A 12,456-nucleotide genomic window follows, 5' to 3' on the forward strand; every position below is an offset into this window, starting at 1 on the left:
CGTGTCCACAACCCATGGTGCCTCGGGATCAACGCGAATGTGAGTTCAGGGACGCGAGATAGGCGTTGTACGCCTCCAGCTCCTTGTCGCCGTCCCGGTCGGCGGCCCGGTCCTTGCGCTTGGCCTGGCGCTGTTCGGAGCCGTACCACTGGAAGAGGAGGGCGATGAGGACGATCACGGAGGGGATCTCGCTGAACGCCCACGCGATGCCGCCGGCCGCGCTCTGGTCGGAGAGGGCGTCGACGCCGAGGGAGGCGGGCGGGTTCTCGAACGTCTTCACCATCGGGGTGGACGCCATCATCAGCGCGATGCCGAAGAACGCGTGGAACGGCATGCCGGCGAACAGCTCCAGCATCCGCATCAGGTAGCCGGGGCGGTTCGGGCCCGGGTCGACGCCGATGATCGGCCAGAAGAACACCATGCCGACGGCGAAGAAGTGCACCATCATGCCGATGTGCCCGGCCTTCGACCCCATCAGCGTGTCGAACAGCGGCGTGAAGTACAGCGCGTACAGCGATGCGATGAACAGCGGGATCGTGAACGCGGCGTGCGTGATCACCTTCATGTACCGGCTGTGCAGCAGCATCAGCAGCAGTTCACGCGGCCCCTTGCGGCCCTTCCCGGCGACCGGCAGCGCCCGCAGCGCCAGCGTCATCGGCGCCCCGAGGAGCACGAGGATCGGCGAGACCATGCTGATGACCATGTGCTGCACCATGTGCACGCTGAACATGACCATGCCGTAGTCGTTCAGCTTCGTGCACATCACGAGCGCGACGGTCAGCACGCCGAGCACGAAGGACACGGTCCGCAGCCACGACCAGGAGTCCCCCCGCCGCCGCAGCCGCAGCACCCCCCACCCGTACAGCCCGAGCCCCAGCACACACGCGACCAGGAAGAAGGGATCGACGGACCACTCCAGCCCCCGCCCCAGCGTGAACGGCGGCAGATCCATCGTCATGCCGTGCCCGCTGTGATCCATAAGGGCGGCTCCAGATCAGGTGGGGGAAATATGCGCCTACAAGAGTAGAGCGACCCCCGGCACCTCTTGACACCGGGGGAGCAGACCCACCCAGGGGCGCGGGGAACTGCGCGACCAGCCACAGCGGACCCGCACCCGGCAGACGGCTAGAGAACGCACTCCGCTTCCTCGTACCGCTCCTGCGGCACCGTCTTCAGCGTCTCCACCGCCTGCGCCAGCGGCACCATCGCGATGTCCGTGCCGCGCAGCGCGGTCATCCGGCCGAACTCCCCGCGGTGCACGGCCTCCACGGCGTGCCAGCCGAAGCGCGTCGCCAGCACCCGGTCGTACGCGGTGGGCGTCCCGCCCCGCTGCACGTGCCCGAGGATCACCGGCCGCGCCTCCTTCCCGAGCCGGTTCTCCAGCTCGACGGAGAGCTGCCGGGCGATGCCCGCGAACCGCTCGTGCCCGTAGATGTCCTTACCGCCCTCGTCGAACGCCATGGACCCGGCCTTCGGCTTCGCCCCCTCCGCCGCGACGACGATCGCGAACCGCTTCCCCGCCTCGAACCGCTCCCCGACCCGCCGGGTCAGCTCGTCGATGTCGAAGGGCCGCTCCGGGACGACGATGGCGTGCGCCCCGGCCGCCATCCCGGAGTGCAGCGCTATCCAGCCGGTGTGCCGCCCCATCACCTCGACGACGAGCACCCGCTGATGCGACTCGGCGGTGGTCTTGAGCCGGTCCAGCGCCTCCGTCGCGACCCCGACGGCCGTGTCGAACCCGAACGTGACGTCGGTGACGGCGATGTCGTTGTCGATGGTCTTCGGCACGCCGACGACGGGCAGACCGGCGTCGGACATGAGGCGTGCGGCCTTGAGGGTGCCCTCACCGCCGATCGGGATGATCGCGTCCAGCCCCAGCTCCTCGACGTGCCCCTTGGCGCGCTCCACGCCGTCCCGCAGATGGGAGGGCTGGACGCGGGAGGAGCCGAGGATGGTGCCGCCGCGCGCGAGGATGCCCGCCACGGCGTCGAGGTCGAGCTTGAGGTAGTCGCACTCCAGGAGGCCCTTCCAGCCGTCCCGGAAACCGATGACCTCGTCGCCGTGGTCGACGACGGCACGGTGCACGACGGACCGGATGACCGCGTTCAGACCGGGGCAGTCGCCGCCGGACGTGAGGACACCAATGCGCATAGCCCGCAACAACCTTCTTCACGTGGGCCGGAGACCGGACCACGTCGTCCGGCACGATTCCCGCACACCCTAGCGTCAGGAAGGGGTCGATCCGAAGGGTGCGTCCGTCTGCTGGACGTACCCGCTCACCTGCGCGGGGGCACCGTCAGACGGGCTGTTGACGGTGCCCCGAAAAGCAGGTGAACACACAGGTCAGGCGGGCTGCTGGGCCGCCGCGATCCGCTCGCCCCGCAGCGCCTCGTACCAGCGGTCGTCGCACGGCGGGAGCGCGTTCACGTCGAGTGCGAGTTTCAGCAACAGGTCGCCGATCAGCGGGTTGCGCGCGAGCACCGGACCGTGCATGTACGTGCCGAACACGGTGTCGTTGTACGCGCCTTCCGTGCCGTCGCCCGTGCCGTTGCCCTTGCCCATCTGGACCCGGGCGAAGGGGCGGGCCGTCGGGCCGAGGTGCGTGACGCCCTGGTGGTTCTCGAACCCGGTGAGCTGCGGCAGGCCGAGCCGGGGGTCGATGTCCGCGAGGACGTCACCGACACACCGCTCGCCCTCGCCGCGCACGGTCGTCACGTCGAGCAGGCCGAGGCCCGGCTGGCGCTGGCCCTGGTCGTTGACGAACTCGTGGCCCAGGATCTGGTAGCCGGCGCAGACCGCGAAGACGATCGCGCCGTTGTTCACCGCCTGGTAGAGGTGCCCGTCCCGGATCAACCGCTCCGCCGCGAGCCGCTGCGGACGGTCCTCGCCGCCGCCGATCAGGTAGATGTCCCCGGACGTCGGGATCGGCTGGTCGCTGCGGACGTCGAGCCGCGCCACGTCCAGACCGCGCTGCCGCGCCCGCCGCTCGACGACCAGGACGTTGCCCTGGTCGCCGTACGTGCTCAGCAGGTCGGGGTAGACCCAGACGACCCGCAGTTGGTTGTCGCTCACTGGTTGAACATCCCCTCAGTTGCCGACGCGGCGGCGCAGATCCTGGAAGGCCGTGTAGTTGGCGATGACCTCGATGCGGCCGGGCGGGCACGCCGCCACCGCCTGGTCGGCCGAGTCGAACACCTGGAAGTGCTGGTTCGCCACTTCGAGCCGGACCGCGAGGTCGAGCTTGCGGTCGCCGATGACACAGATCGGGTGCCCGGTCAGCCGCGTGTAGTCGACGTCCCACAGCCAGGAGGTGTCCGTGCCGTCCGCGCCGCGCGCGTTCACCGAGAGGATCACCGGCGCGGGCGCGGGATCGATCAGGCTGAACGTCTCCAGCCAGCCCGCCGGGTTCTTCGCCAGCAGCAGCCGCAGGTCGCGGCCCTGGAACTGGACGACGTCGTAGCGGCCGGCGACCGCCTGGACCTGGTACATGCGCTCCAGGGCGACCTGCGGCGGCACCCCGAACACCGCGGCGACGGCGGCCGAGGAGGCGGCGTTGGCCTTGTTGGCGCGGCCCGGGAGCTGGAGGTGGATCGGCCAGGCGGAGCCGTGCGGGTCGATGACGTGGTCACCGGAGAGGGCCCAACTCGGCTGCGGGCGGCGGAAACCGCACTCCGCGCAGTACCAGTCGTCGCCGGGCCACTGGAGGACGCCGCCGCAGGACGGGCAGGACCAGGCGTCGTCCTTCCACATCTGGCCGGCCGCGACCCAGATGACGTTGTGCGAGGAGGACGCGGCCCACACCACCAGCGGGTCGTCCGCGTTGGCGACGACGACGGCCTTCGAGCCGGCCAGCCCCTCGCGCCAAGCCTCCGCCATCATGCGGGTCTCGGCGGCGCGGTCGAGCTGGTCACGGGAGAGGTTGAGCAGCGCGATGCACTTCGGGTCGGTGTCGCGGGCGACTCCGGCGAGGTACTTCTCGTCGACCTCGATCACGCCGTACCGGGAGTCCGAACCGCCCGCGAGCGCCGAGGTGATGCCCGCGGGCATGTTCGCGCCGAGGGCGTTGGAGACGACCGGGCCCGCCGCGCGCAGGGCCTCGGCGATCAGCCGGGTCGTGGTGGTCTTGCCGTTGGTGGCCGAGACGAGGACGACGTCCAGGTTCTGGGCGAGCCGGGCGAGGAGGTCGGGATCGAGTTTCAGGGCGACCTTGCCACCGATCACCGAGCCGCTGCCGCGGCCGGCGGCCCGGGATGCCGCGGCGACCGCTTTGCCCGCGGTCACGGCGATCTTGGCCCGCGGCGTGAGCGGGTCCGAGTTGCCTGCCATCAGTCCTCGATCCTCCTTCGTACGCGCCGCGCCTCTGCCTGACGACAACGTGGTGTAGTGGCCAGCCTATCGAGATCCATTCGCACTCCCGAATCCCGCCACCGCCTCACGGCCGATCGACATGCGCGTGTCACAAGACCGTACCCTTACCGCTATGCCGCACCGCTCCATCCCGGGCACGCGCGGGCGAGTCCGCCCCGTCACCGTGCACGGCGCACCGTCTCTTCACACCCCCTGCACCGATGTCACCGCCTTCACCCCCGAACTGGCGGCGCTCGTCGAGGACATGTTCGCGACGATGTACGCCGCCGAGGGCGTCGGCCTCGCGGCGAACCAGGTCGGCGAGTCCCTGCGCGTCTTCGTGTACGACTGCCCCGACGACGAGGACGTCCAGCACCGCGGCCACCTCGTCAACCCCCGCCTGATCAGCACCGGCGGCCTGGTGATCCGGGGCCCCGAGGGCTGTCTCTCCCTGCCGGGCCTGGAGGCGGGGACGGAACGCTACGACGAGACGGTCGTCGAGGGCTTCACGGTGACAGGTGAGCGGATCAGGGTGGAGGGCACCGGCTTCTTCGCACGGTGCCTCCAGCACGAGATGGACCACTTGGCGGGGAAGACGTACGCGGACCGGGTGGAGGGGCGCCGGCGCCGGAAGCTGATGAAGCAGGTGAGCAAGGCGCCCTGGAACCGTGGCGGTTAGAACCCGGGACCCCCGACTCGGTCCCCCGCCGCCGCCAGCCTCCCCCACAGCAGATCCGCCAGGCACCGCACCAACTCGGCCCGCTCGCACGGCCGTTCCCCCAGCCACCAGTCCCCGGCCGCGTGCATCATGCCGACGATGCCGTGTCCCCAGACCCGGGCCACCTGCTGTCCGCCCGGCCCCAGGTCCAGCCGCTCCTCGATGACCTGGGCCAGCTCCTCGCCCATGCGCTTGAGCAGCGGCGCGGAGTGCCGGCCGACGTCGAAGCCCTGGTCGCCGCCGGACGTCCCCTCGGCGGGGTGCATGAGGAACCGGTACACCTGGGGGCGGGCCTCGATCGCGGCGAGGTACGTGTCGAGGGTCGCCTCGACCCGCTCGCGCCGCTCGGCCGGGGCGTCGAGCGCGGCCCGCAGGGAGGCGAGCAGCGCGTCGGTGTGGCGCATGGCGAGGGCCGCGTAGAGTCCGCCCTTGTCCCCGAAGTGCCGGTACAGGATCGGCTTCGTGATCCCAGCCTCCGCGGCGATCGCGTTCATCGACGCCTGCGGTCCGTCCCGCAGCACCACCCGGTCCGCGGCCTCCAGCAGCTCGCGGCGCCGGCGGTCAGCAGACCTCTGCTGCTCGGTCCGCTGTGAGGTGTCCATTTTCGCTCCCCTGTGGTGTTTCGGTCACGCCTGCGCAAACTAACACCTGCGTCTGGAGTTGACTTTTACTACTGGCGGGTAACACACTTGGGTTACCGCTAGTAACATGCTCTTAAGTATCACTGTTTGTGCACCGCCGCGCTGGAGGAGTCATGGCCGAGTTCACCATGGAACTCAACGACGAGCAGAAAGAGGTCCGGGACTGGCTCCACGGCTTCGCCGCCGACGTCATCCGCCCCGCCGCCGCGGAGTGGGACGAACGCGAGGAGACCCCCTGGCCGGTCATCCAGGAAGCCGCCAAGGTCGGCATCTACTCCCTGGACTTCTACGCCCAGCAGTACTTCGACGCCACCGGCCTCGGCATCCCCATGGCGATGGAGGAGCTGTTCTGGGGCGACGCCGGCATCGCCCTGTCCATCGTCGGCACCGGCCTCGCCGCCGTCGGCGTCCTCGCGAACGGCACCGAGGAACAGATCGGCACCTGGATTCCCCAGATGTACGGCGACGTCAACGACGTGAAGGTCGCCGCGTTCTGCTCCTCCGAGCCCGACGCCGGCTCCGACGTCGCCTCCATGCGCACCCGCGCCGTGTACGACGAGGCCAAGGACGAGTGGGTGCTCAACGGCACCAAGACCTGGGCGACCAACGGCGGTATCGCGAACGTCCACGTCGTCGTCGCGGTCGTCGACCCCGACCTCGGCTCCAAGGGCCACGCCTCCTTCATCGTCCCGCCCGGCACCGAGGGGCTGTCCCAGGGCCAGAAGTTCAAGAAGCACGGCATCCGCGCCTCGCACACCGCCGAGGTCGTCCTGGACAACGTCCGCGTCCCCGGCTCCTGCCTCCTCGGCGGCAAGGAGAAGCTGGACGAGCGCCTCGCGCGGGCGCACGAGCGGGCCAAGTCGGGCGGGGAGCGCGTGAAGAACGCGGCGATGGCCACGTTCGAGGCGTCCCGGCCGGCCGTCGGCGCCATGGCCGTCGGCACCGCCCGCGCCGCCTACGAGGTCGCCCTCGACTACGCCAAGACGCGTGAGCAGTTCGGGCGGCCCATCATCGACAACCAGGGCGTCGCCTTCCAGCTCGCCGAGATGCGCACCCAGATCGACGCGGCCCGCCTCCTGGTCTGGCGCGCCTCCTGGATGGCGATCAACGGCAAGCCGTTCACCGCCGCCGAGGGCTCCATGTCGAAGCTGTTCGCCAGCGAGACCGCGAAGAAGGTCACCGGCCAGGCGATCCAGATACTCGGCGGCAACGGCTACACGCGGGAGTACCCGGTGGAGCGCATGCACCGGGACGCCGCGATCTACACCATCTTCGAGGGCACGAGCGAGATCCAGAAGCTCGTCATCGCGCGTACCCTCTCCGGGTTTCCCATCCGCTAACGGTGCTTCAACGGCGTGAGCTGCTCGATGTCGTAGCGCCCGCGCAGCTCCTCGATCGCCTCGTGGTCCGGCGGCCCCCCGCTCCCCAGGATCTCCAGCAGCTCCTCGAAGTACCGCTCGTGGTCCGGGGGAGGGGACGCCTGGAAGAACATCTTCGCCGGGGCGTCCGTCGGATTCGCGAACGCGTGGGGGCAGCCCGGGGGGACGACGATGACGGTGCCCGGCGTCGCCCGGACCACCCGGGTGCCCGAAGTCGACTCCCAGCGCTGCCAGTTGTCCGGCGTCCGGACGCGCGGCTCGAAGGCGAGGACGTCCAGCTCGCCCTCCAGGACGTAGAACAGCTCCTCGCTGCGCGTGTGGACGTGCGCCCCCACGTCGAACCCCGGCGGCACCTCCACCTCGAACGCGGACGCCATCCGCGAATGCTCGCCGGTCACCTTGAACGTCACCCGCTGCGCCGGGGTCTCGACGATCCGCCCGTGCCCCGGCGGCACGAGCAGCCCCTCCGGGGCCGTCACCAGGTCACCGGCAGCGACTCGGGACCCCGGATCAACGCGCCCTTCCTGAACGGCACCTGATCCGCCGGCACCGCGAGCCGCAGCCCCGGCAGCCGGTCCAGGACCGCGTCCAGCAGCAGCTCCTCCTCCAGCCGGGCCAGCATGTTCCCGGGACAGAAGTGCGGCCCGAACCCGAACGCGACATGCGGATTGGGGGAGCGGGAGAAGTCGATCGTGTCCGGGTCGGGAAAGACCGCCGGGTCCCGGTTCGCCGCCAGGTACGACACGTACACCGCGTCGCCCGCCCGCATCCGCACCCCCCTGACCTCGACGTCCTCCGTCACGATCCGGGAGAGCCCGACGGCGTTGCGGTGCGGAATCCACCGCAGGAGCTCGTCGATGGCCCGGGGCCGGATCAGCGGCTCCGCACGCAGGTGCGCCACCAGGTCGGGCCGGGTCAGCAGCAGGTGGAACAGCTGGCCGCTGTTGTTCGTGACGGCCTCGCCGCCGATCTGGAGCAGCACCGCGAGCCCGACGGCCTCGTCGAGAGTCACCTCCCCGCTGCCCACGGCCGCCCCCAGCAGCGAGGCGACATCCTCCCCGGACTCCCCGGACGCGCCCTCGCGCAGCCCGATCAGATCGGCGAAGTACGCGCCCATCTCGGCCTTGGCCTTCTCGCTGACCTCCCTGCCGTGCGAGGAGGACAGGATGAGCTGCGTCCAGGTGTGCATGACGTGCCGGTCGGCGGCCGGCACCCCCATCAGCTCGCAGATCACCGCGATCGGGAACGGTGTCAGCACGGCCGCCGTGAGGTCGGCGGGCGGCCCCTCGGCGAGCATTTCGTCGACCAGCCCGTCCAGCAGCAGCCGGGAGTTCTCCCGAACGCGCTCCACGCCCCGCATGGTGAACGCGGCGGCCACCGAGCGCCGCAGCCGGGTGTGGTCCGGCGGATCGAGGAAGCCGACCGCGCCGCGCTCCGGGATGAAGTGCGGGGCGAGCCGGGTCACCGGCCGGTCCATCACCGCCTCCCGGCTGAACCGGGGATCGCTGACGACCATGCGCGTGTCGTCCATCCGTGTCACCAGCCAGGCCCAGCCCTCCCCGTTCGGCAGCTGGATACGGGTCACCGGCCCCTCGGCCATCAGCTCCCGCAGCACGGGGTCGAACTCGGTGCCCTGGAGATCGAGGGCGGGCCACTGCCGGACCGCCTGCGCGATCGTCTCCTCGGTCATGCGCGGCTCCAGCGTCCGAGGGCCATCTCGGCGGTGATGCCGGGACCGAACCCGGCGAGCAGTCCGCGCGCCCGGTCGGGGGCGCCGCCCTCGTCGAACATCCGGCGCAGCGCGTCCAGGACGACGGCGCTCGCGATGTTGCCGTACTCGGTGAGCGTGGCCCGGCTGAAGCGGAAGGCGTGCGGGTCGACCTGGAGGAACTTGCTCAGGTCGTCGAGGATGCGGGGGCCTCCGGCGTGGACGATGTAGAAGTCCAGGTCGGCGGCGTCCCAGCCGTGCGTGCCGGCCAGGTCCTGGAGGGCCGGCGCGAGGGGTTCCATCGTCGCCGGGACCCGCTTGTCGAGCAGGAAGTGGAAGCCGGTCGCGCGGACGTCGTACATGATCCATTCCTCGGTCTTCGGGATCAGGTACGAACCGTTGCGCTCCAGCTCGATGCCCTCGCCGCCCCGGCCCCGGACGACGGCCGCCGCGATGCCGTCGCCGAAGAGGCCGTTGGACAGCAGGGAGCCGATCGCGAGGTCGGTGGGCTGGTAGCACAGCGAGCAGAACTCGCAGGCCACGATGAGCGCGTTGGCCTGCGGGTAGGCCGTGCAGAAGTCGTGCGCCCGGTTGATCGCCGCCCCGCCGGCCGCGCAGCCCAGCTGGGCTATCGGTATCTGGCGGGTGGTGGGGTCGAAGTCCATCTCGTTGATCAGCCACGCCGTCAGCGAGGGCATCATGAACCCCGTGCACGACACGTACAGGATCACGTCGATGTCCGAGGTCAGCAGCTCCGCGTCGTCCAGCGCCCGCTGCACCACGGCGGGCACCCGGGCCTTCGCCTCGGATATGTAGACCCGGTTGCGCTCCTCGAACCCGGGGTGCTTGAGGGTCTCCTCGATCGGCTGCACGATGTGCCGCGTCTTGACCCCCGTGTTCTCGATCAGCCGCAGCGCGAGCGGGAGTTGAGGGTGGTCCGCGTGCCGCTCACGCGCCAGCTCCAGCGTCTCCTCCATCGTGATCACGTGCTCGGGCACGGACACGGAGGGCCTGCACAAAGTCGCCATGAACCAGCCTGCTTTCGCCGTCCGGGGGACCGGGGTCCCTCAGAGAGGTTGGTGCCCCCACCAGAGAGGGTGGTGCCCCCACGATCACCCGGGCTCCTGCCGATCTCGCGCGGAACTACTCCGTTCCAGCGACAGGGGAGCCTCGGCGGGCGAGCGGCGGCGCGGCAGGTCTAGGGCGTGCGTCCGCTGCTGTGCGCGATGCAGGCGACGTCGATGCGGTCGGCGAGTTTCGCCAGCTCGATGGTCAGCTCGGCCACGGTCTCCTCGTCCCAGCCGGAGTCGCCGGCCTCCACGAGGTGGAGCCAGCGCCCGCCGAGGGTGCGGAGCAACTTGCTGACGTCGGCTGCGGCCACCTGGAGATCGCCGCGTTCGTCGACGATCAGAGGGAGAGTCACTTCGCGGTTCACGCAGCGATCGTAACCGCGCAACCGGCACAGACCATGCCAAACAATGATGATGTTGCGGAACTAGCCGTCACCGTGCCCCGACAGCTCCAGCCGGTCCATGAACGCGCTCTGCGCCGCCACGACGAGCGCGCGGGCCTCCGGGAGGTCGAACCAGGCGACCCGGTCCAGTTCGGGGAACTCCTGGACCCGCCCCGACCCGCGCGGCCACTCCATGCGGAACGTCCCCGGTACGACCGCCGCCGGATCGAGGTCCGCCTCCACCGCCCAGACGGTGACGACCTTGCCCCCGGCCTGCGTGACCTCGCCGAGCGGGATCGCCTCCCCGTCCGGCGGTTCGAGCCCCAGCTCCTCCCGGAACTCGCGCCGCGCCGCCTCCCACGCCGGCTCCTCGGGCCCGTACTCACCCTTGGGCACCGACCAGGCCCCCGCGTCCTTCCGCGCGAACAGGGGCCCGCCCATGTGCCCGAGCAGCACCTCCGTACGCCCCTCCCGCCGCCGGAACAGCAGCAGCCCGGCACTGCGCTTCACGGCCGCACCTCCGGGTGCGCGGCGAGCAGGGTCTCCACGGTGTCCGCCTCCTCGGGCCGTTTGTCCTCCCGGTACCGCACGACCCGCGCGAACCTCAGCGTGACGCCCGCCGGATAGCGGGAGGACCGCTGGAGCCCGTCGTAGGCGATCTCCACGACGAGTTCGGGCCGTACGGTGACGACCCACCCGTCGTCCGCCGTGGCCAGCGCCCCGAGCCGTTCCGTCTGCCAGGTCAGCATCGCGTCCGTCATCCCCTTGAAGGTCTTCCCCAGCATCGCGAAGCCGCCGTCGGCGGTCCGGGCGCCGAGGTGCAGGTTGGAGAGCTTGCCCGTGCGGCGGCCGTGCCCGCGCTCGACGGCGAGGACCACCAGGTCGAGGGTGTGGACCGGCTTCACCTTCAGCCAGGAGGCACCCCGGCGGCCCGCGCTGTAGGGCGCGTCGAGCGCCTTGAGGACGACGCCCTCGTGACCCCTGGCCAGGGCCCCGGCGAGGAACTCCGCGGCCGGCACGGGCTCACTCACGACCGCGCGGCGCACCCGCATCGGCTCGGGGACGAGCCGGGCCAGCTCCGCGTGCCGGTCGCGGTAGGGGAGGTCGAGGAGGTCGCGGCCGTCGACGGAGAGGACGTCGAAGAAGACGGGGGACAGGGGCGTCGTCTCGGCGGCCTTCGTGACGTCGACGCGGGAGCCGACGCGGCCCGCCGTGTCCTGGAAGGGGAGCGGGCGGTCCGTCGCCGGGTCGAGGGCGAGGATCTCGCCGTCCAGGATGAACGAGGTGGCCTCGAACTGCCGGGCCAGGGCGGTGAGTTCGGGGACGCGGTCGGTGATCTCGTCGAGGGTGCGGGTGTAGACGTGGATCTCGGAGGCGGCGCGGTGGAGCTGGACGCGGACGCCGTCGAGCTTCTCCTCGACCGCGCAGGGGCCCAGCTTGGCGAGCGCCTCGTCGGTGGAGGCGGCGGTGTGGGCGAGCATGGGGAACACCGGGCGGCCGACCGTGAGCCGGAAGCCGGCGAGGGCCGAGGGGCCTTCCTTGAGGACGGCCTCCGCGACCGGTTGCAGGGAGCCCGCCAGCATCACCGCGCGGCGAACGTCCGCCGGGGGAGCCTCGGTCGCCTGCGCGAGCGCCTCCACGGCGATCGCGTCCAGCGCGCCCTGGCGGACCTCGCCCGTCAACAGGCCCAGCAGGAAGCGCTGTTCGTCGGCGGTGGCCGCGCTCATCAACTGCGTGAGCAGGCGGGCGCGTTCGGCCTGGGAGCCGGTGCCCTTGATCGCGCCGAGCGCGGTGAGGCGGGCGTCCGTGTCGAGGACGGTGAGGGCCGGGGCCGGGGCGGGGTCGGTCGTACGGCTCAGGAGTTTCCAGCCGATGCCGAGTCTGCCTTGCGGGAGGCGGCCGGCGAGGTAGGGGATGACCACGGGGACGTCGGCGGGGGCCGTCTCGCGGAAGAGGTCCGCGAGCAGCGCGGTCTTGCGGGAGCGGGCCGAGGCGGCGGCGACCTCCCGGGAGACCTCGGCGAGCCGGGCCAGGAGCATAGGGCCATGGTGCTACGGGGGCGGCGGGAGCACATCCCGGCGGGCGGCGTTCTCTCGCGCGGGCCTCCCCGGAGTCCGGCGGGCGGCGTTCTCTCGCGCGGGCCTCCCCGGAGTCCGGCGGGCGGCGTTCTCTCGCGCGGGCCTCCCCGGAGTCCGGCGGGCGGCGTTCTC

At 71.2% G+C, this 12,456-nt stretch carries 13 protein-coding genes; 2 read left to right on the forward strand and 11 right to left on the reverse strand.

The genetic code is table 11. The annotated features are described in order from the left end of the window. Positions 1-28: 28 nt before the first annotated feature. The 4 genes from ABZX85_RS17005 to ABZX85_RS17020 form a co-directional block, all read right to left on the reverse strand. Positions 29-979 carry a cytochrome c oxidase assembly protein gene (locus ABZX85_RS17005; RefSeq protein ID WP_355868341.1) on the reverse strand — a complete coding sequence of 317 codons (951 nt, stop codon included), beginning with the start codon at positions 977-979 and terminating at the stop codon, positions 29-31. Between the two features lie 146 nt (positions 980-1,125). Beyond that, positions 1,126-2,151 (reverse strand): 6-phosphofructokinase, encoded by a 1,026-nt coding sequence (locus tag ABZX85_RS17010; RefSeq protein ID WP_355868344.1) that lies wholly within the window; start codon positions 2,149-2,151, stop codon positions 1,126-1,128. Between the two features lie 192 nt (positions 2,152-2,343). Beyond that, entirely contained in the window at positions 2,344-3,072 is a 729-nt protein-coding gene (locus ABZX85_RS17015) for a glutamine amidotransferase (protein WP_355868347.1), read from the reverse strand. Positions 3,073-3,087: 15 nt separating this feature from the next. After that, positions 3,088-4,326: a MurT ligase domain-containing protein gene (locus ABZX85_RS17020; protein ID WP_355868350.1), complete on the reverse strand. Its 1,239-nt coding sequence runs from the start codon at positions 4,324-4,326 to the stop codon at positions 3,088-3,090. 154 nt (positions 4,327-4,480) lie between these two features. On the opposite strand from ABZX85_RS17020, the gene def reads away from it, so the two are divergent. Beyond that, positions 4,481-5,026 carry a peptide deformylase gene (gene def, locus ABZX85_RS17025; RefSeq protein ID WP_355868353.1) on the forward strand — a complete coding sequence of 182 codons (546 nt, stop codon included), beginning with the start codon at positions 4,481-4,483 and terminating at the stop codon, positions 5,024-5,026. Here the strand turns inward: def and ABZX85_RS17030 are convergent. After that, positions 5,023-5,667 (reverse strand): TetR family transcriptional regulator, encoded by a 645-nt coding sequence (locus ABZX85_RS17030; RefSeq protein ID WP_355868356.1) that lies wholly within the window; start codon positions 5,665-5,667, stop codon positions 5,023-5,025. The genes def and ABZX85_RS17030 overlap by 4 nt on opposite strands. Before the next feature lie 152 nt (positions 5,668-5,819). Between ABZX85_RS17030 and ABZX85_RS17035 the strand changes: the two genes are divergently transcribed. Then, complete coding sequence (locus ABZX85_RS17035) at positions 5,820-7,046, forward strand: acyl-CoA dehydrogenase family protein (protein ID WP_355868359.1); 1,227 nt, start codon at positions 5,820-5,822, stop codon at positions 7,044-7,046. Here ABZX85_RS17035 and ABZX85_RS17040 read toward each other — a convergent pair. The 6 genes from ABZX85_RS17040 to ABZX85_RS17065 all read right to left on the reverse strand — a co-directional run bounded on the left by ABZX85_RS17040 (position 7,043) and on the right by ABZX85_RS17065 (position 12,285). Next, positions 7,043-7,564, reverse strand: coding sequence for a cupin domain-containing protein (locus ABZX85_RS17040; RefSeq protein WP_355868362.1), 522 nt, complete (start codon positions 7,562-7,564; stop codon positions 7,043-7,045). The genes ABZX85_RS17035 and ABZX85_RS17040 overlap by 4 nt on opposite strands. Beyond that, positions 7,561-8,775, reverse strand: a complete 1,215-nt coding sequence (locus ABZX85_RS17045) for a cytochrome P450 (RefSeq protein ID WP_355868365.1) — start codon at positions 8,773-8,775, stop codon at positions 7,561-7,563. Before ABZX85_RS17045 ends, ABZX85_RS17040 begins: the two co-directional genes overlap by 4 nt. Continuing rightward, the gene (locus ABZX85_RS17050; protein WP_355868368.1) at positions 8,772-9,821 is read right to left on the reverse strand and encodes a type III polyketide synthase; all 1,050 of its coding nucleotides are present in this window, start codon (positions 9,819-9,821) and stop codon (positions 8,772-8,774) included. The genes ABZX85_RS17045 and ABZX85_RS17050 overlap by 4 nt, the downstream gene beginning before the upstream one ends. Before the next feature lie 170 nt (positions 9,822-9,991). After that, on the reverse strand, positions 9,992-10,228 hold the full coding sequence (locus ABZX85_RS17055; protein ID WP_355868371.1) for a DUF6213 family protein: 237 nt from the start codon (positions 10,226-10,228) through the stop codon (positions 9,992-9,994). Positions 10,229-10,288: 60 nt separating this feature from the next. Continuing rightward, on the reverse strand, positions 10,289-10,756 hold the full coding sequence (locus ABZX85_RS17060) for an NUDIX domain-containing protein (RefSeq protein ID WP_355868374.1): 468 nt from the start codon (positions 10,754-10,756) through the stop codon (positions 10,289-10,291). Further along, positions 10,753-12,285: an ATP-dependent DNA ligase gene (locus ABZX85_RS17065; RefSeq protein ID WP_355868376.1), complete on the reverse strand. Its 1,533-nt coding sequence runs from the start codon at positions 12,283-12,285 to the stop codon at positions 10,753-10,755. Before ABZX85_RS17065 ends, ABZX85_RS17060 begins: the two co-directional genes overlap by 4 nt. Positions 12,286-12,456: the final 171 nt, after the last annotated feature.

The sequence above is a fragment of the Streptomyces sp. NPDC004539 genome, assembly GCF_040610055.1.
In the GTDB taxonomy this organism is placed as follows: Bacteria; Actinomycetota; Actinomycetes; order Streptomycetales; family Streptomycetaceae; genus Streptomyces.

Coding starts and splice junctions, on each gene's coding strand:
- ABZX85_RS17005 (WP_355868341.1), bottom strand. CDS start 979: ATGGATCACAGCGGGCACGGCATGACGATGGATCTGCCGCCGTTCACG.
- ABZX85_RS17010 (WP_355868344.1), bottom strand. CDS start 2,151: ATGCGCATTGGTGTCCTCACGTCCGGCGGCGACTGCCCCGGTCTGAAC.
- ABZX85_RS17020 (WP_355868350.1), bottom strand. CDS start 4,326: ATGGCAGGCAACTCGGACCCGCTCACGCCGCGGGCCAAGATCGCCGTG.
- def (WP_355868353.1), top strand. CDS start 4,481: ATGCCGCACCGCTCCATCCCGGGCACGCGCGGGCGAGTCCGCCCCGTC.
- ABZX85_RS17030 (WP_355868356.1), bottom strand. CDS start 5,667: ATGGACACCTCACAGCGGACCGAGCAGCAGAGGTCTGCTGACCGCCGG.
- ABZX85_RS17035 (WP_355868359.1), top strand. CDS start 5,820: ATGGCCGAGTTCACCATGGAACTCAACGACGAGCAGAAAGAGGTCCGG.
- ABZX85_RS17045 (WP_355868365.1), bottom strand. CDS start 8,775: ATGACCGAGGAGACGATCGCGCAGGCGGTCCGGCAGTGGCCCGCCCTC.
- ABZX85_RS17050 (WP_355868368.1), bottom strand. CDS start 9,821: ATGGCGACTTTGTGCAGGCCCTCCGTGTCCGTGCCCGAGCACGTGATC.
- ABZX85_RS17065 (WP_355868376.1), bottom strand. CDS start 12,285: ATGCTCCTGGCCCGGCTCGCCGAGGTCTCCCGGGAGGTCGCCGCCGCC.